The organism is Streptomyces sp. NPDC029014 (genome assembly GCF_055564695.1).
In genome coordinates this window covers 122,768-136,765 of sequence record NZ_JBVHVT010000001.1, presented here as the reverse complement: position 1 = coordinate 136,765, position 13,998 = coordinate 122,768, and the positions used below count along the sequence as shown (strand labels likewise).

At 71.5% G+C, this 13,998-nt stretch carries 19 protein-coding genes and 1 pseudogene; 7 read left to right on the top strand and 13 right to left on the bottom strand.

The window, feature by feature from the left end; all coding sequences use genetic code 11:
• Window positions 1–199: 199 nt before the first annotated feature.
• Together ACZ4VL_RS00810 and ACZ4VL_RS00805 are read right to left on the bottom strand one after the other, a co-directional pair.
• A complete protein-coding gene (locus tag ACZ4VL_RS00810) occupies window positions 200–1,579 on the bottom strand; it encodes a sensor histidine kinase (protein WP_468194220.1) in 1,380 nt (459 codons plus the stop codon).
• Between the two features lie 109 nt (window positions 1,580–1,688).
• On the bottom strand, window positions 1,689–2,366 hold the full coding sequence (locus ACZ4VL_RS00805; RefSeq protein ID WP_468194218.1) for a response regulator transcription factor: 678 nt from the start codon (window positions 2,364–2,366) through the stop codon (window positions 1,689–1,691).
• 133 nt (window positions 2,367–2,499) lie between these two features.
• Here ACZ4VL_RS00805 and ACZ4VL_RS00800 point away from each other — a divergent pair, with 133 nt between their 5' ends.
• Window positions 2,500–3,117, top strand: a complete 618-nt coding sequence (locus tag ACZ4VL_RS00800; protein WP_468193895.1) for a hypothetical protein — start codon at window positions 2,500–2,502, stop codon at window positions 3,115–3,117.
• Window positions 3,118–3,180: 63 nt separating this feature from the next.
• Here ACZ4VL_RS00800 and ACZ4VL_RS00795 read toward each other — a convergent pair whose 3' ends face one another.
• Entirely contained in the window at window positions 3,181–3,909 is a 729-nt protein-coding gene (locus ACZ4VL_RS00795; protein ID WP_468193892.1) for a GntR family transcriptional regulator, read from the bottom strand.
• 159 nt (window positions 3,910–4,068) lie between these two features.
• On the opposite strand from ACZ4VL_RS00795, the gene ACZ4VL_RS00790 reads away from it, so the two are divergent.
• Complete coding sequence (locus ACZ4VL_RS00790; protein WP_468193890.1) at window positions 4,069–4,821, top strand: SDR family NAD(P)-dependent oxidoreductase; 753 nt, start codon at window positions 4,069–4,071, stop codon at window positions 4,819–4,821.
• 26 nt (window positions 4,822–4,847) lie between these two features.
• On the opposite strand, the gene ACZ4VL_RS00785 is transcribed toward ACZ4VL_RS00790, so the two are convergent.
• A complete protein-coding gene (locus ACZ4VL_RS00785; protein WP_468193888.1) occupies window positions 4,848–5,426 on the bottom strand; it encodes a hemerythrin domain-containing protein in 579 nt (192 codons plus the stop codon).
• A 121-nt stretch (window positions 5,427–5,547) separates the two neighbouring features.
• On the opposite strand from ACZ4VL_RS00785, the gene ACZ4VL_RS00780 reads away from it, so the two are divergent.
• Both ACZ4VL_RS00780 and ACZ4VL_RS00775 read left to right on the top strand, forming a co-directional pair.
• A complete protein-coding gene (locus tag ACZ4VL_RS00780) occupies window positions 5,548–6,360 on the top strand; it encodes an IclR family transcriptional regulator (protein WP_468193885.1) in 813 nt (270 codons plus the stop codon).
• Between the two features lie 85 nt (window positions 6,361–6,445).
• Window positions 6,446–6,772, top strand: a complete 327-nt coding sequence (locus ACZ4VL_RS00775; protein ID WP_468193883.1) for a putative quinol monooxygenase — start codon at window positions 6,446–6,448, stop codon at window positions 6,770–6,772.
• A gap of 41 nt (window positions 6,773–6,813) precedes the next feature.
• Here the strand turns inward: ACZ4VL_RS00775 and ACZ4VL_RS00770 are convergent.
• From ACZ4VL_RS00770 to ACZ4VL_RS00760, 3 genes and pseudogenes are all read right to left on the bottom strand, one after another.
• Window positions 6,814–7,734, bottom strand: a pseudogene (locus ACZ4VL_RS00770) (AMP-binding protein); the annotation flags it as partial.
• 281 nt (window positions 7,735–8,015) lie between these two features.
• Window positions 8,016–8,225 (bottom strand): DUF397 domain-containing protein, encoded by a 210-nt coding sequence (locus ACZ4VL_RS00765; RefSeq protein ID WP_468193881.1) that lies wholly within the window; start codon window positions 8,223–8,225, stop codon window positions 8,016–8,018.
• A gap of 143 nt (window positions 8,226–8,368) precedes the next feature.
• Window positions 8,369–8,557, bottom strand: a complete 189-nt coding sequence (locus ACZ4VL_RS00760; RefSeq protein ID WP_468193879.1) for a hypothetical protein — start codon at window positions 8,555–8,557, stop codon at window positions 8,369–8,371.
• Between the two features lie 402 nt (window positions 8,558–8,959).
• Between ACZ4VL_RS00760 and ACZ4VL_RS00755 the strand changes: the two genes are divergently transcribed.
• The 3 genes from ACZ4VL_RS00755 to ACZ4VL_RS00745 all read left to right on the top strand — a co-directional run bounded on the left by ACZ4VL_RS00755 (window position 8,960) and on the right by ACZ4VL_RS00745 (window position 10,736).
• Complete coding sequence (locus ACZ4VL_RS00755; RefSeq protein ID WP_468193876.1) at window positions 8,960–9,817, top strand: helix-turn-helix domain-containing protein; 858 nt, start codon at window positions 8,960–8,962, stop codon at window positions 9,815–9,817.
• A complete protein-coding gene (locus tag ACZ4VL_RS00750) occupies window positions 9,814–10,026 on the top strand; it encodes a DUF397 domain-containing protein (RefSeq protein ID WP_468193873.1) in 213 nt (70 codons plus the stop codon). The genes ACZ4VL_RS00755 and ACZ4VL_RS00750 overlap by 4 nt, the downstream gene beginning before the upstream one ends.
• Window positions 10,027–10,181: 155 nt before the next feature.
• On the top strand, window positions 10,182–10,736 hold the full coding sequence (locus ACZ4VL_RS00745) for a hypothetical protein (protein WP_468193871.1): 555 nt from the start codon (window positions 10,182–10,184) through the stop codon (window positions 10,734–10,736).
• A gap of 972 nt (window positions 10,737–11,708) precedes the next feature.
• Here the strand turns inward: ACZ4VL_RS00745 and ACZ4VL_RS00740 are convergent.
• The 6 genes from ACZ4VL_RS00740 to ACZ4VL_RS00715 form a co-directional block, all read right to left on the bottom strand.
• Window positions 11,709–12,263 (bottom strand): hypothetical protein, encoded by a 555-nt coding sequence (locus ACZ4VL_RS00740; RefSeq protein WP_468193869.1) that lies wholly within the window; start codon window positions 12,261–12,263, stop codon window positions 11,709–11,711.
• A 5-nt stretch (window positions 12,264–12,268) separates the two neighbouring features.
• Complete coding sequence (locus ACZ4VL_RS00735) at window positions 12,269–12,403, bottom strand: hypothetical protein (protein WP_468193866.1); 135 nt, start codon at window positions 12,401–12,403, stop codon at window positions 12,269–12,271.
• 8 nt (window positions 12,404–12,411) lie between these two features.
• Entirely contained in the window at window positions 12,412–13,098 is a 687-nt protein-coding gene (locus tag ACZ4VL_RS00730) for a DUF2637 domain-containing protein (RefSeq protein WP_468193864.1), read from the bottom strand.
• 75 nt (window positions 13,099–13,173) lie between these two features.
• Window positions 13,174–13,509: a hypothetical protein gene (locus ACZ4VL_RS00725; RefSeq protein WP_468193861.1), complete on the bottom strand. Its 336-nt coding sequence runs from the start codon at window positions 13,507–13,509 to the stop codon at window positions 13,174–13,176.
• Window positions 13,510–13,602: 93 nt separating this feature from the next.
• On the bottom strand, window positions 13,603–13,779 hold the full coding sequence (locus tag ACZ4VL_RS00720; RefSeq protein WP_468193859.1) for a hypothetical protein: 177 nt from the start codon (window positions 13,777–13,779) through the stop codon (window positions 13,603–13,605).
• A gap of 4 nt (window positions 13,780–13,783) precedes the next feature.
• A complete protein-coding gene (locus ACZ4VL_RS00715) occupies window positions 13,784–13,972 on the bottom strand; it encodes a hypothetical protein (RefSeq protein WP_468193856.1) in 189 nt (62 codons plus the stop codon).
• Between the last annotated feature and the right edge of the window lie 26 nt (window positions 13,973–13,998).

The window sequence follows — 13,998 nt, the reverse complement described above, 5'->3', positions numbered from 1 at the left end:
ATTCCGTTCGGGACACGGCCCTTGGCGGTGTCTCACGCCCCCCCCTTCAAGAGCCGAGGCAAGCATGGAGTGAACAGAGATGGACAGGCGCGAAAAAAGCAGAACGGGGAACAATCAGATTCGCCCGGAAGGGCTTCGGCCCGGGTGGCGGGACGGGAGCCGGTGCGGGGGACGGGCCCGGCGGGCCGGGGCCCGCAGGTCAGCCGCGGTCCGGCCGCCGGGCGCCCGGGTGCGCCGGGTCCAGGGGGAGGGTGGCCACCAGGCGGGCGCCGACCGGGGAATCCAGGGCGGCGAGGGTGCCGCCGAGCCGGGTGGCGATGTCCCGCGCGATGGCCAGGCCCAGGCCGGTGCCCCCCTCGTCGCGGCTGCGGGCGTCGTCGAGGCGGGTGAACCGCTCGAAGACCCGCTCGCGGTCCGCCGCCGGGATGCCCGGCCCGTCGTCCCGTACCTCCACGACGGCCGTGCCGCGGCCGCGGTCGACCCGCAGCGACAGCAGGACCTGCCGCTCGGCGTGGCGCTGCGCGTTGTCCAGCAGGTTGGTGACCAGACGGGACAGCAAGAGCGTGCTGCCGCGCACGGTGACCTCGCCCGCGACTTCCAGATCGACGGGGATCCGGTCGCCGCGGCGGGCGCGGGCCGCCTCCCGGGCCACCCCGGCGAGGTCGACCGGGGAGTCCGGTGCCGGTTCCGCGGTGTCGAGGCGGGCCAGCAGCAACAGGTCGGAGGCGAGGTCCTGGAGCCGTACGGTGTCCTCCAGGGCGCCGCCGACGAGCTCGCCCCACAGCGCCGGGTCGGGGTGGGCCTGGGCGACCTCCAGCTGGGTGCGCAGGACGGTGATGGGGCTGCGCAGTTCGTGCGAGGCGTCGGCGATGAACCGGCGCTGGCGGATCCCGGCGGCCTCCAGGCGGTCCAGGGTGGCGTTCATCGTGACGGCGAGCCGGGCCACCTCGTCCTGGCTGCGCGGTACGGGCACCCTGCGGTGCAGGTCCCGTTCGCTGATCTCGGCGACCTCGGCGCGGATCGCCTCGACGGGGCGCAGCGCCCAGCCCGTCACCCGCCAGGTGACCAGGGCCACGGTGAGGACGAGCAGCGGCACGACCACGGCCAGGACGGCGGTGATGGTCTCGTCCGCGGCATCGGCCTGCCGCAGGGAGGTCCCCGCGTAGACGGTGACGAGCCCTTCCCCGGTGACGGTGGTGACCTGGACGACGCGGAGGCGGTGCTCTCCGCGCGCCGGGGCGGGCTTCCAGGTGTTGCGGACGGTGCCCGGCTTGCCGGGCCGGGTCGGGGTCAGCGCGGGGCGGCCGGCGAGTTCGGGGCTGGCGGCGAGGACGCGGCCCTCGGCGTCGACGACCTGGAGGAAGTCGGTGCCGAGGCCCGGGGTCAACACGCTGTCGAGCCGGCCGCGTGCCGCCAGGGCCGCGGTGGCCAGCGCCTGCCGCTCGGCGTCCGCCTGCGCACCGCGCACGAGCCTGCCGTCCAGGATGCCGAGCAGGGCGAAGGAGGCCGCGCCGAGGGCCAGGGCCACCACGGCGGTGGCGCCGAGGGTGGCCCGGGCCCGTACCGAGCGGGGGCCCAGCCGGCGCACCGCCGCCCGAAGCCGGGCGGCGGTGCCGCGGGGGTCGGGGTCGGGGTCGCAGGCGTGGCCGGGGTCGGTCGCCGGTCCGCGAGCCGGTCCGGGTGCGGGTTCAGCCACCGTCGGCCGCCAGCCGGTAGCCCGCACCGCGGACCGTCTCCACCGCGGACCGGCCGAAGGGGGCGTCGATCTTCCGGCGCAGGGCGCTCACGTGCACCTCGACGACGTTCAGGTCGCCCTCGTACGCGGCATCCCAGACGTTCTCCAATATGTCCCGTTTGGGGACCACTTCCCCGGCCCGTCGGGCCAGGTACTCCAGGACCGCGAACTCCCGCGACGTCAGCCGGGCCTCGGTGCCGCCGCGGGTGCAACGCTGCCGGGCCGGGTCGACGACCAGGTCGCCGAACTCCATCACCTGGGGGCTGCGGCGGCCGGTGCGCCGGACCAGGGCGCGCAGCCGGGCGACGAGGACGACGTACGAGAACGGCTTGGAGAGGAAGTCGTCCGCACCGGTGTCGAGGGCCTCGGCCTCGTCGTACTCGCCGTCCTTGGCGGTCAGCATGAGGATCCCGGACTCGCAGCCGCTCGCCCGCAGCCGGGCGCAGACCCGGTAGCCGTTGAGGCCGGGCAGCATGATGTCGAGCACGATGGCGTCGTAGTCGTGCTCGCAGGCCAGCCAGAGCCCTTCGAGGCCGTCGTGGGCGACGTCCACCGAGAAGCCCTCGGCCTGCAGGCCCCGCTGCAGGGCAGCGGCGAGCCGCCGTTCGTCCTCGACCACCAGTACGCGCATGGGGACAAGGTTCTCAGGTCGCCGCAGCGGATAGCTGAAGAGGTCTTCAGCCGGCTTCAGCGGGGCTTCAGCATCGACCGGGCAGGATCCGGCGAGCCGGGCACGGTGCCCGGAGAACGCGAGGAGCAGTCCCATGACTCAGTCCAGCCCCCAGCCCGCCGAGTCCCCGACGGGAGCGGACGAGACCAAGGCCGGTGCGGCGGCGGCGAACCGCGGCCGGGTGGCCCGGCTGGTCCGCGAGGGGCGCACCCGATGGGTGGCGCTCGGCGTGGTCGCGGCGGTCGGCGGCGGTGCGGCGGCCGTGGCCGTGGCCGCCGGGCACGACCACCACCGGGAGCACGCGCGGGCGAAGTTCGCCGCGGAGGCCCGCGCGCACCACGGCCGCGGGGAGGGGCCGGTGGACGGCCCGTTCGGGCAGAAGCGGTTCAAGGGCGGCGAGCCGCCCATGGTCGACGGGGAGCGCGGCTGGCCGGTACCGGGCCTGAAGCCGGGCCGGGGCGAGGGCGGCGGCAGCGCCAAGGCCCCGGTGCCGCTGCCCGCGCTGTCGGCCGCGCAGGCGGTGGAGAAGGCGGCGGCCGCCGTGGAGGGCGGCAAGGTCGAGGCGCTGCGGGCGGTGCCGCAGGAGGGCGGCAAGAGCGCCTGGCTCGCGGTGGTCCTCGGCCCCGACGGCGTCCGCCACGCGGTGACCCTGAACGGCGAGGACGGCACGGTCACGGGCAACACGGTCCGGGGCAACTCTCCCCGCCCCTGACCGAGGCCCCGCCGCCCCGCCCCCCGGCCGACGGGGCGGCGGGCCGCGGCGGAGCCCGTGGCGTCAGGAGGTCGGGGGCGTCGCGGGCGTGAGGTGGCGGGCGAGCTCCCGGCAGGCGGAGAGGACGTGGTGCTCCGCGGCCTCGCGGGCCGCCCGCCCCTCCCCCGCGCGCAGCAGCCGTACCAACTCGCGGTGTTCTTCGACGACAGCCGCCCGGTAGTCGTCGTGGCCGAGCCGGACCCGGGTCAGCTGGTAGAGGTGGACCTGCGAGCGGATGCCCGCCCAGCCGTCGTACAGTCGGCGGTTGCCCGCGATCCGGTGGATCCGGTCGTGGAAGTCCAGGTCGAGGGCGAGGAGCCGGGGGCCCTGCGCACCCCGGGCGAGTTCCTCCGCCATCGTGTCGACCCGGGCGTCCAGTTCGGTGAAGTGGGGTTCGGCGGCCCGTTCGGTGGCGAGGCGGGCGGCGAGCCCTTCCAGCGCCGCCCGGACCGCGTACAGGTCCTCCGCCCCGTCCGCCGTGACGTCGATGACCTTCGTGCCCCGGTGCCATTCGCTGCGGACGAGCCCTTCGTGCGCGAGCACGGACAGGCCCTCGCGCACCGACCCCCTGCTGATGTCCAGCGACCGGGCGAGCTCGACCTCGCGCAGCGCCGCGCCCGGCGGGAACCCCCCGGCGAGGATCGCCGCGCGGATGCGATCGGCGGCCTCGTCGGCCAGACCCCGGCGCCGGGCCGGGCCGACCTCCCCCGAGAGGGCGTGGCCCGTACGTGATGCGGTCTCCCTCGTGTCCATACGCCGAATGTTGACATTCGGACAACGGGCGGGTCAAAGTCGGGGCGCAGCCCACCGGAAGGAGACCTCGATGGACCGACCCGGATTCCATCCCACCCTGTCCGCCGATGACTTGGCGCGGGCCCGGACGTTCCCGGACGAGGCGAGGGTGGCCGCCCGATGAGCCGCGGGGTGCTGGTCACCGGGGCGTCGCGGGGCATCGGCCGGGCGGTGGCCGCCGCGTTCGCCCGGCAGGGCGACCGGGTGGCCGTGCACTGCTCCAGCCGGCGGGCCGACGCCCTGGACACGCTGGCCGCGCTGCCCGGGGACGGGCACGTCCTGGTCGAGGGCGACCTCACCGACCCGGCCCGCGTCGAGGCGCTGGTCGCCGAGGCCGCCGGTGCACTGGGCGGCGTGGACGTACTGGTGAACAACGCGGCGGTGATGGTCGCGCACCCGTTGCCCACGACCTCGTACGCGGACTGGCAGGAGGCCTGGCAGCGCACGGCGGCGGTGAACCTCTTCGGCACCGTCAACACCAGCTACTGCGTCGCCCGCCGCATGGTCGACGAGGGCCGGGCGGGGCACATCGTGAACGTCGGCTCGCGCGGCGCGTTCCGCGGCGAACCGGACCATCCCGCGTACGGGGCCACGAAGGCGGCGCTGCACGCGTTCGGCCAGTCCCTGGCCGTGTCGCTCGCGCCGCACCGCATCACGGTCGCCTCGGTGGCACCGGGCTTCGTCGCCACCGAGCGGGTCGCCGGTCGCCTGGCCTCCCCCGAGGGGGAGCGGATCGCCGAGCAGAGCCCGTTCGGTCGGGTCGCCGCGCCCGAGGAGGTGGCCTCCGCCGTCCTGTACCTGGCCTCGCCCGAGGCGGTGTGGTCCTCGGGGGCGGTCCTGGACGTGAACGGGGCTTCGTACCTGCGCACCTGAGGCGCCGGCGGCCGGGCGGGCCGCCGTCAGCCCGCGAAGACGGCCTGCGCCCCGTCGGCGTACGCGCGCAGCAGCGGCCGTACTGCGGCGGCGTACGCGGCCCCGGGCACCCGGCCGGCGATCAGCGGGAAGAGGTGCTCCTCCTCGGCGGCGACGTGCCGGGCGAGGAGGTCCCGCTGCCGGGCGAGGAGGCGGGCCAGTTCCCGTACGTGGCGCTCCGGGTCGGCGGCGAAGCCGTCCGCGGCGGTGTCGCAGGCGGCCTGGACGGCGTCGAGCGCCGCGTGGTCGTCGGCGAAGCGGACCAGGCCGGCGACGGTGTCGGCGGCGTCGGGCACGGCGTCGAGGACCACCGGCCACAGGATGCGGTCCTCGCCGCGGCGGTGGCCGCGGGCGGCGGCGTGGTAGCGGTGCACGTACCCGGCGATGGCGGCGGCCCGCCCGGCGGGCACCGGCCGCCCGGCCGCGGCGAGTCCGGCCAGCAGTCCGGCGAGGCGGTCGATGTCGGCGAGCATCGCCCGGTTGGCGAGCCGGATGCCGGTGAGATCGGGAGCCGTGCCGGTGCCGTGCGGCGCCGCCGTGGTGTCGCAGGTGTGTTCGCTGTCCATGCCACGACTCTGCCCGGCACTCCTCTGCATCCGGTCAACGTTCGATGAACGCCGCGGGGCGCCGTAGGCTCGTACGTCCGTCCCGTACGCCCGTCGCGCCGTCCACCTTGGGGAACCCGCCATGCCGTACACCGGTCCCGGTACCGGTCCACAGTCCGTCGACCGAGCACTGGCGATCCTCGACGCCGTCGCCGACACGGGCGGCGGGCCGGTGAGCGCGAAGGCCCTGGCGCGCCGGCTGGAGTGCTCGCTGTCCACGGCCTACCACCTGCTGGCCCCGCTCACCGAGCGCGGCTACCTGGTGCGCACCGCGCAGGGGTACGTACTGGGCCCCCGGATCCCGGGGCTGCACCGGAGCCTGCTGCGGCAGCTGGAGCCGGCCCCGCGCATGGCGGACGTGCTGGCCCGGCTGCGCCGCGCCACCGGAGCCGAGGCGTACTACACCGCGTACCGGGGCGGTCTGATCACGGTGGTCGACACGACGGCGCCGGTCACGGACACCGCCAACCCCTTCGCCCCGGGCCGGGAGACCCGCGCCCACGCCACCGCGCACGGCAAGGCGCTGCTGGCCGAGCTGCCACGGCCGGCGTTGCGTCGCTACCTGGCCGAACACGGGATGGCCCGGCTGACGGGGGCCACCATCACCCGCGCCGACGTACTGGAGGCCGAGCTGTCGCGGGTGCGGGGGCAGGGCTTCGCCGTGTCGGTCGGGGAGGCCGACCCGGCGTACACCTGCGCGGCCGTGGCCCTGTCCCGCGACGCGGGCGGTGGCGACGGCCGGGGCGGCGGTCGCGGCGGCGGTGGCGGTGCCGGCGATGCGGTGCACGCGCTGTCGGTGTCGCTGCCGACCGCGGAGTTCCGGCGGCGGACCGAGGAGATCCGCGCCGTCCTCGTCCGGACGGCCGCCGAGGTGCTCGCCACCGGCCCCCGGTGACGCCGCCCCGCGCGGAGTTTCCGACGGTGCCGGAAAACGGCCCGTCCCGCGTGCGCCGCCCGGCGCCGCCTGTCAGGCTGGCCTCATGATCTTCATCGCCGTCAGGTTCGACGTCCGTCCCGAGTTCAGCGACGAGTGGCTCACCATCGTCGACGACTTCACCCAGGCCACCCGCAACGAGGCGGGCAACCTCTTCTACGACTGGTCGCGCAGCGTCGACGACCCCACCAAGTACACGCTCCTGGAGGGCTTCGCCGACGCCGACGCCGGCGCCGTGCACGTCGCCTCGGACCACTTCAAGGCCGGCATGGAGGCGATGGCCGGCGCCATCGCCACCCGGCCGGAGATCATCCACGTCGAGGTGCCCGGCGACGGCTGGAACGCCATGGCCGAGCTGACGCCGCGCGACTGACCCGCCGTTCCCCCACGGGCCCCGCGGGGCCCGTGGACACGTCACACGGGGAGGTCCAGCAGGCCGACTGCCATCTCGCGCATCTCGACCTTGCGGATCTTCCCGGTGACGGTCATCGGGAACTCCTCCACCACGTGGACGTACCGCGGGATCTTGAAGCGGGCGAGCCGTCCGTCGCAGTACCCGCGGACGGCCTCCGCGGTCAGCGGCGCGGCGCCGTCGCGCATCCGCACCCAGGCCATCAACTCCTCCCCGTACTTGGCGTCGGGCACGCCGATGACCTGGACGTCCAGGACGTCCGGGTGGGCGTGGAGGAACTCCTCGATCTCCCGCGGGTACACGTTCTCCCCGCCGCGGATCACCATGTCCTTGATCCGGCCGGTGATGCTCAGGTAGCCGTCGTCGTCCATGACCGCCAGGTCGCCGGTGTGCATCCAGCGCGCCGCGTCGACCGCCTCGGCGGTGCGCTCCGGTTCGCCCCAGTAGCCGAGCATCACCGAGTAGCCGCGGGTGCACAGCTCGCCCGGCTCCCCGCGCGGCACGGTCCGGCCGGTCTGCGGGTCGACGACCTTGACCTCCAGGTGCGGGCCGACCCGGCCCACGGTGGAGACCCGGCGTTCGAGGGAGTCGTCGGCGCGGGTCTGCGTCGACACCGGGGAGGTCTCCGTCATCCCGTAGCAGATGGACACCTCGGCCATGCCCATGCGGTCGATGACCTCCTTCATCACCTCGACCGGGCAGGGCGAGCCGGCCATGATGCCGGTCCGCAGGCTGGACAGGTCGTACCGGGCGAAGCCCGGGGCCGCCAGCTCGGCGATGAACATCGTGGGGACGCCGTACAGCGAGGTGCACCGCTCGGCCTCGACCGCGGCCAGGGTGGCCGCCGGGTCGAAGGAAGGCGCGGGGATGACCATCGCCGCGCCGTGGCTCGTGCAGGCGAGATTGCCCATGACCATGCCGAAGAGTAGCTAGACACCTGTGCAACGTCAACCCCACCTGCGGACATGACGAAGCCCCAACCTCCCCAGGACGGTTGGGGCTTCAGCTTGCGGGCCTGAGACTCAGTGCTCACGCGGCCTTGCCGGCGCGCGGGTGGCAGCGCCGCGCCACCACCACAGTCCCCGGCACGAGGGCGTCGAGAGACCGAAGTGACTCCCGCACCGCGCGCACCACGGCAACCCGCTCTCTGGGTCCGTGGGGCACTCGTCGGCACAGCGTGGGCACTGGCTCACAGGGGGCTACCTCAGACGCTCAAGTCGTACTCTCCGCCCTTAATGGCGGCCGTCAGGTCGGCCCACTCGGCCGACGTGTACGTGACGACGATGCCCGGCCGGCTGCTGTCACGCAAGGCGACGACGCCGGGAACATTGGTCGCCACCTCCGGGCAGTTGCCCACCTGGGCGTCACGGCACGCAGCCGTCTTGACGAAGGCGAATTCAGGGTTACGCGTCATGGTCTATCCCTTCCGCGATGCGAACGGGGAATCGGTCCCCGTGCCGGTCGTGCGCCCGTCCCGCGGGACGGGGGATTTTGGTTGGAGCGGACGGGGCTGCGGGCCGACCTCAGCGGGGCAGCCCCGCCGCTCCCGCACGCCGATTACTCGACGGCGGTTCGAGGGGGACGCTGGTCCGAAAATGAGTGGTCCGCCGCCAACTGGGATTCCACGACGTCGACCACACGATCCGCGGTCAGCCACCACGCCATTTCGGCGGCCCGGTGCTCCAGCGTTGCCCGGAGTTCGGCGACGCACTCGGCCGTCATTCGGTAGCCTCGCTCGTCACCCACGCGAGTGACTCCCGGTGCGTCGGTGACAGTCGATCTCCATTGCCGAGTTGTTGGCCCAATCGCGGTGATACCCCATCGACTGCGGGTCCGACTGCTTCAGCCACTGATCGAAAAGCACACGGCATTTCGAGCACCCGGGCACCGGCTCCGGGCCTCTGTTCGGGAAATACGCGCTGACCTCCAGGTCCGCGCTCGTGCCACAGTCAGCAGCCATCAGCCACCCCTACGCATTCACTCAGTTACGCCCCGTGGTTGCAAAATGAGAGTGGCAGCGCCAGCCGCGCTTTGCAAGCACCCGGACGAGATTTACAAACTTGCATATTCACGGGGCGCGCTCCTCCGCCCATGTGCCAACATGCCTGTGCACAGAGACCACTGACCGAGGATCAGGAAGGGGGCAGCATGGGCGCACCATCGGTACGTCGGCGTCGACTTGGGGCCGAGCTTCGCAGGCTTCGGGAGGACAAAAGCCTGAAGCTCGATGACGTCGCAAAGATCCTTCCTGGCGGCTGGGACGGCCCGCGGCTGTCACGTGTCGAGCGGGCGCAGCTGGGCGCGAAGCCGGACATCGTCGAGACGCTCCTCGACGTCTACGGCGTCGACGACACCGCCCGCCGTGACGTCTTCCTCGCCCTGGCACGCGACGGCGCACGCCGCGGGTGGTGGCAGACGTATCGAGACATCGTCTCGCCGGCGCTGCTGGAGTTGATCGCACTGGAGGCCGATGCCCAGAGTATGCGGTCCTACCAGATTCTGTTGGTGCCAGGGCTCTTCCAGACGGCCGCGTACGCTCGCGCCTCAATCTCGACGATCAACGTCGGCTCCTCCCCGGAGGACGTCAACGCGCTCGTTGAAGTACGGATGGCGCGTCAGTCCGCGCTCACCCGACCTCAGCCCCTGGAAGTGTGGGCAATCATCCACGAGGCTGCGCTCCACGCCAGCACCGTGGAGCCTCGGGTGATGTCCGAGCAGCTTCAGCGCCTGCTCGACGTCAGCGAACTTCCCAACGTCTCGATACAGGTCGTCCCCTTGGGCGCCACGTCGCACCCTGGTATGCCAGGTCCGTTCACCGTGATTGGCTTTCCGGAGTCGGCTGATCTCGACGTCGTACACGTGGAGAGCCTCGCATCGGCGCTGTACGTTGAAGACTCCGCGGACGTGGCGGTTTACAGGGCGGCGTACGAGCACCTTCGGGCTCACGCGCTGCCACTCGCCCCGTCGGTCGACCTCATCGCACGCTTGAAGAAGGACAGATCATGACCTTGATCCCTAACGCGGCCGCATCTGGGCTCACCTGGACGAAGAGCAGCTATACCGCTGACGCCGGTCAGTGCGTCGAAACGGCCGCCGGACAGCTTGCCGGCGTCACCCCCGTACGCGACTCGAAGGCCCCGTCCGGCCCCGCCGTCGTCTTCGGTGACTCCATTTGGGGCGCCTTCGTCGACGCCGTCAAGGCTGGCGAACTCTAACTCGCAACACCACACCACAGCGCCCGCTCCTGACGCGTTCGGGGGCGGGCGTTGCTGTGCCCGGAGGCGGATCACCAGAGTTGACACCTTGCCTCACGTGAGGCAAGGTTTCCTGTGTCAGGCAGCACCGAGGACGACTCCAGGAGGCATGCGCCATGCCCACGACCATCTCCAGTTTCAACCCCGGCCGAGCCATCTACCCGTACGAGCTTCTGGACGACATCCAGAAGAACCACATCCCCAACCGATCCGACGCCCACGCAGCAATCCACGCGATGCTGGACCAGGTCATCGAGCTGGACGGGGCGGACTCGGTCATCCTTGAGCGACGTTGGGTTGACCCGAAGCTTGTCGCGTACAACCCGAATGACCTCGACCTGTACCAGTGGTTGACGATCAGCGACGCCGCCGAGGAGGCGATCCGGGAGGCCATTGCCGCCGCGAACCCGCGGCCTCCGCACACTCTGGTGACCGTCGCCGACGTCCGCGGGTTGATCTCCGCAGACGCAGGTAACCCGGTGCTGTACGTGCAGCGGGACGGTGATGCCGTGTGCGTCCTCGTCGGGTCTTCGTCCCGCGTGAACGATCGCACTGTCGTGACCCACCGAGACGAAGTGGTTGACGACCTGGGAGCCGAACCGTCCGACCGTGACGTCCAGGACTACCTGCCGTTTCTCCAATCCACGGTCGATGAGATCCTGGGGTCGTGAGTAGCGAGACTAGAGAACTGTGGACGATCGCCCGTGTGGCCGAGTATCTCGGGTATGCGGGCCCGTCCGCGGCTGGTACCGCCCGACGCGCTCTGTCCAGAATGAATGTGCGCCGGGTCGAGACAGGTGAGAGTGCGGCCGGCAGGATCCAGGCACTCTACGACGCTGAGACGGTCCGGGCTGCTGCTGCGGCTCGTCCGGGGCCAGGCGCCAGAACTGATCTGAAATAAGAAGGGCCCCTCAGTGAGGGGCCCTCTTCTCATCCCCGCGAGTGCGGGGAACCGCCGTAAGCTCAGAGCTAAGACGGATCACGGTTCATCCCCGCGGATGCGGGGAGCAAGCGTCTGCTGTCTCAACGGAGTCAGCATGCGCAAGGGTCATCCCCGCTAGATGCGGGGAGCAGCCGACAGAGTCAGCATGCGCAAGGGTCATCCCCGACCAGGCGGGGAGCAATCCTCTTCAGAGCCCGATTTCAGCTCGTCAACAGGGTCATCCCCGCGATGCGGGGAAAATGCACAGCTGTGCTCGTAACGCGGTCCATCCCCGCTGGATGCGGGGAGCAAGTTCCCGGGGGAACGACTTCATCATGGCACAAAGCCGCGGGAGTTCGCAGTCACTCGTCCGAGGTACTCCACGGCTGGGCCACACGAGTCCGGCGTGCGCCGTCCTCCCTGGGCTCCTGCCGGAACGCGTGCTCCGCGAGAGGGCCGTATCGCTCGCGCAGCTGCTCGTCTGTCAGGTCGGCTTCGGAGTCTGGCACGTAGGTACGGACGACGGTGCCGTCCGCCATAGTGAACGTTCTGGTGTGATACTCGGCCATGCAGGCCTCCAGCGATCGTGCGGCTGAGGCGATCACGATCCGCCCGGGTGAGCGCCCACGTCAACCCCTGCGTAGCGGGACGTTCCTGAGGGGCGGCCCAGAAACGCAGAAAGCCCCCGCCGGTGATCCGACGGGGGCACTGACGCCGGCGCCTAGTGCACGGCGTAGCTCCGGGCGATGGCCATGGCGTCCTCGTACGGCGCGCGGCAGACGACCTTCCGCATGATGGCCTCGAAGTCGGCGCGGGCGGCTTCCACCGCCGGAACCTCCTCGTCGGCCCACGAGTGAGCCCCACGGGCGGCGAAGTGGTAGTTGCCGACCGCCACGTGGAGCGCCTTTAGCGCCGCTTCCGCCTCGTCGAGGACGGAGCGGCCGACGAACGGGGCGTACACGATCACGGCGGACCTCAAGCTCGCCATGCGGCGCATGTACGCGTCCGCGGCCTCGTCGACTTCCCGGTACCGACCGCGGATGCGCGGGTCGAGCAGGGGCTCCAAGTGCTCCGGCGACGACCACCGGACCCAGTCGGTCAGGTTGAGGAGCCGGAAGCGCACCGTCTCCAGCGCCTTACCGATACGGTACGCGCGGTCGGGATCCGGCTCCTGCGGCAGGGCCGCAAGCGCGGCGTGCAGTGCGGCTAAGGCCTCTTCGGTCGGCTGCGACTTCAGGGTGGTGGCCGCAGCTTCCAGGGTGTCGTGCACGGTCATGTCGATCAGTCCTCTTCAATCGTGTGGTCGTCGATCGTCGTCAGCACGGCCGCCAAGCCCTCCCACGTGATGGCTTGGGTGAGTTCGATGTCCTCCCCCTCGTCGCTCACGTAGGTCAGCGTCAGCTCTACTGCGTCCATGCCTCTCCTCACACATTCACGGGCCGGCGGATGCTGTGTCGGGCGGTGCACTCGCCGAGGTCGACGAGGACGTCACGGGGGCCCGCGCCCCGGTACTTCCGGATGTGCCCCTGGCTCGCCCATCCGCGGATCGTCACCTCGGACAGCCCGAGGTGGTCAGCGACTTGAGCGTACGTCCTGAGAATCGGCTTCTGCGGCTCTTTCAGCGGATCCGTGGGGGAATCGTCCACCGGCTCCACTTCAGGCTCTCCAGCGGGCAACTGGGGCGTCTGAACGCCCGGTTCGGGCTCGACGTCGACGGCCGCCCGCTTCCGCTGATGGATGAGCAGTGACCCGCCGAAGAACGCCAGCACAGGCCATCCGGCCACGCACACCCGCAGCCACACGGGGAGCGCCTGCATGTCCAGCACTCCGGCGGTGGCGACATTGGCCCCCAGGGAGGCTGCCAGGCTGAGGACGAACCACAGCCACGGCCCTGGCGCAGCTTCCCGCGCCCTCCGCGCCGCGCGGATCCGGCGCCACGCCATGACGAGCAGCAAATCCACGCTGACCGGGTAGGCCCAAGCCTTCCAGCCGGTCTGACCGGCCGCTTCCGCTACGTCGTGGATGTGGCTGAAGGAAATGGCGGCCGCGATGACGGCTTGGATCAGGATGGGGTCGACGTCGCGCAGGCGGCGCAGGTGATGTCTCTTCATGACGCCCTTCGTGTGTGTGTCTCGTACATGGGTGGAGCCCCTGCGTCCGCAATTCGCAGGGGCTCCTGGGGTGGCTCAGTTCCAGCGACGCTCGCCGACCCGCGCCCACGCCTCGTCGAGCGAGAGGCGCCCGCGCTCGTCGAGCCTCTTCCCGGTCACGTCGTACGAGACGTCGGGGCAGTGGTTGAAAAGTCGGCCGTTGATGTTCTGGGCCGTCGCGGCGTCGCACTCCTGGCAGAGACGCGACGGCTGACGGCCGGACCGGGGCGTCGTGGTCAGAACGGCCGGGCGGGTGCAGTAGTCCAGGCCCTTGACCGGGTAACTGTCACCGAAGCCCATGTTCGACGGCTTGGCGGCGTAGTCGTAAATGATGCGGGCGTTCTCACACAGCGTCCCGCGGTAGGTCTTCATCTCTGGCTCCTTCGTGAGTTCCTTGCGTGACTTCAGAATGCCACAGTTATGGCGTACGCCACAACCCCCTACCCCGAACTTCCGTGAGTGCACTTACGGACCCTCGCGCAGCACGGCGACCAGGGCGCCAGACGGGAGGGTCAGGACGTGGCCCCGACGGACCGGCGTCGCCTCCCAGCCTCGCTCGCAAGCGTCCCGCAGCAGGCGCCAGTACGCCTCGACGTCGATGAACCCCGTCACGCCGCTTTCGAAGCTGACTCGGTAGACCATGCGGTCACGACCGCGCGGCCGTGGCGATGACGACCGTCATGCGCCGGCTCAATTCCACGCGGGAGGCGGCCGGGAGGGACTTCAGCGCGTCGTCGAACGCGCGGAGGGCGCTCTCCACGTCGGCGAACTCCTCGGCCATGTCGTCGGTGGTCGCGTCGGTGCGACGCAGGATGTAGCGCTCCTCGTACTGCATGAGACCTCCATGAGTGAGTTACGAAA

Bases quoted from the DNA above. Each gene is read 5' to 3' on its own strand.
- ACZ4VL_RS00805 (WP_468194218.1), bottom strand. From the start codon at position 2,366: ATGCGCGTACTGGTGGTCGAGGACGAACGGCGGCTCGCCGCTGCCCTG.
- ACZ4VL_RS00800 (WP_468193895.1), top strand. From the start codon at position 2,500: ATGACTCAGTCCAGCCCCCAGCCCGCCGAGTCCCCGACGGGAGCGGAC.
- ACZ4VL_RS00795 (WP_468193892.1), bottom strand. From the start codon at position 3,909: ATGGACACGAGGGAGACCGCATCACGTACGGGCCACGCCCTCTCGGGG.
- ACZ4VL_RS00790 (WP_468193890.1), top strand. From the start codon at position 4,069: ATGAGCCGCGGGGTGCTGGTCACCGGGGCGTCGCGGGGCATCGGCCGG.
- ACZ4VL_RS00785 (WP_468193888.1), bottom strand. From the start codon at position 5,426: ATGGACAGCGAACACACCTGCGACACCACGGCGGCGCCGCACGGCACC.
- ACZ4VL_RS00780 (WP_468193885.1), top strand. From the start codon at position 5,548: ATGCCGTACACCGGTCCCGGTACCGGTCCACAGTCCGTCGACCGAGCA.
- ACZ4VL_RS00775 (WP_468193883.1), top strand. From the start codon at position 6,446: ATGATCTTCATCGCCGTCAGGTTCGACGTCCGTCCCGAGTTCAGCGAC.
- ACZ4VL_RS00765 (WP_468193881.1), bottom strand. From the start codon at position 8,225: ATGACGCGTAACCCTGAATTCGCCTTCGTCAAGACGGCTGCGTGCCGT.
- ACZ4VL_RS00755 (WP_468193876.1), top strand. From the start codon at position 8,960: ATGGGCGCACCATCGGTACGTCGGCGTCGACTTGGGGCCGAGCTTCGC.
- ACZ4VL_RS00750 (WP_468193873.1), top strand. From the start codon at position 9,814: ATGACCTTGATCCCTAACGCGGCCGCATCTGGGCTCACCTGGACGAAG.
- ACZ4VL_RS00745 (WP_468193871.1), top strand. From the start codon at position 10,182: ATGCCCACGACCATCTCCAGTTTCAACCCCGGCCGAGCCATCTACCCG.
- ACZ4VL_RS00740 (WP_468193869.1), bottom strand. From the start codon at position 12,263: ATGACCGTGCACGACACCCTGGAAGCTGCGGCCACCACCCTGAAGTCG.
- ACZ4VL_RS00735 (WP_468193866.1), bottom strand. From the start codon at position 12,403: ATGGACGCAGTAGAGCTGACGCTGACCTACGTGAGCGACGAGGGGGAG.
- ACZ4VL_RS00730 (WP_468193864.1), bottom strand. From the start codon at position 13,098: ATGAAGAGACATCACCTGCGCCGCCTGCGCGACGTCGACCCCATCCTG.
- ACZ4VL_RS00725 (WP_468193861.1), bottom strand. From the start codon at position 13,509: ATGAAGACCTACCGCGGGACGCTGTGTGAGAACGCCCGCATCATTTAC.
- ACZ4VL_RS00720 (WP_468193859.1), bottom strand. From the start codon at position 13,779: ATGGTCTACCGAGTCAGCTTCGAAAGCGGCGTGACGGGGTTCATCGAC.
- ACZ4VL_RS00715 (WP_468193856.1), bottom strand. From the start codon at position 13,972: ATGCAGTACGAGGAGCGCTACATCCTGCGTCGCACCGACGCGACCACC.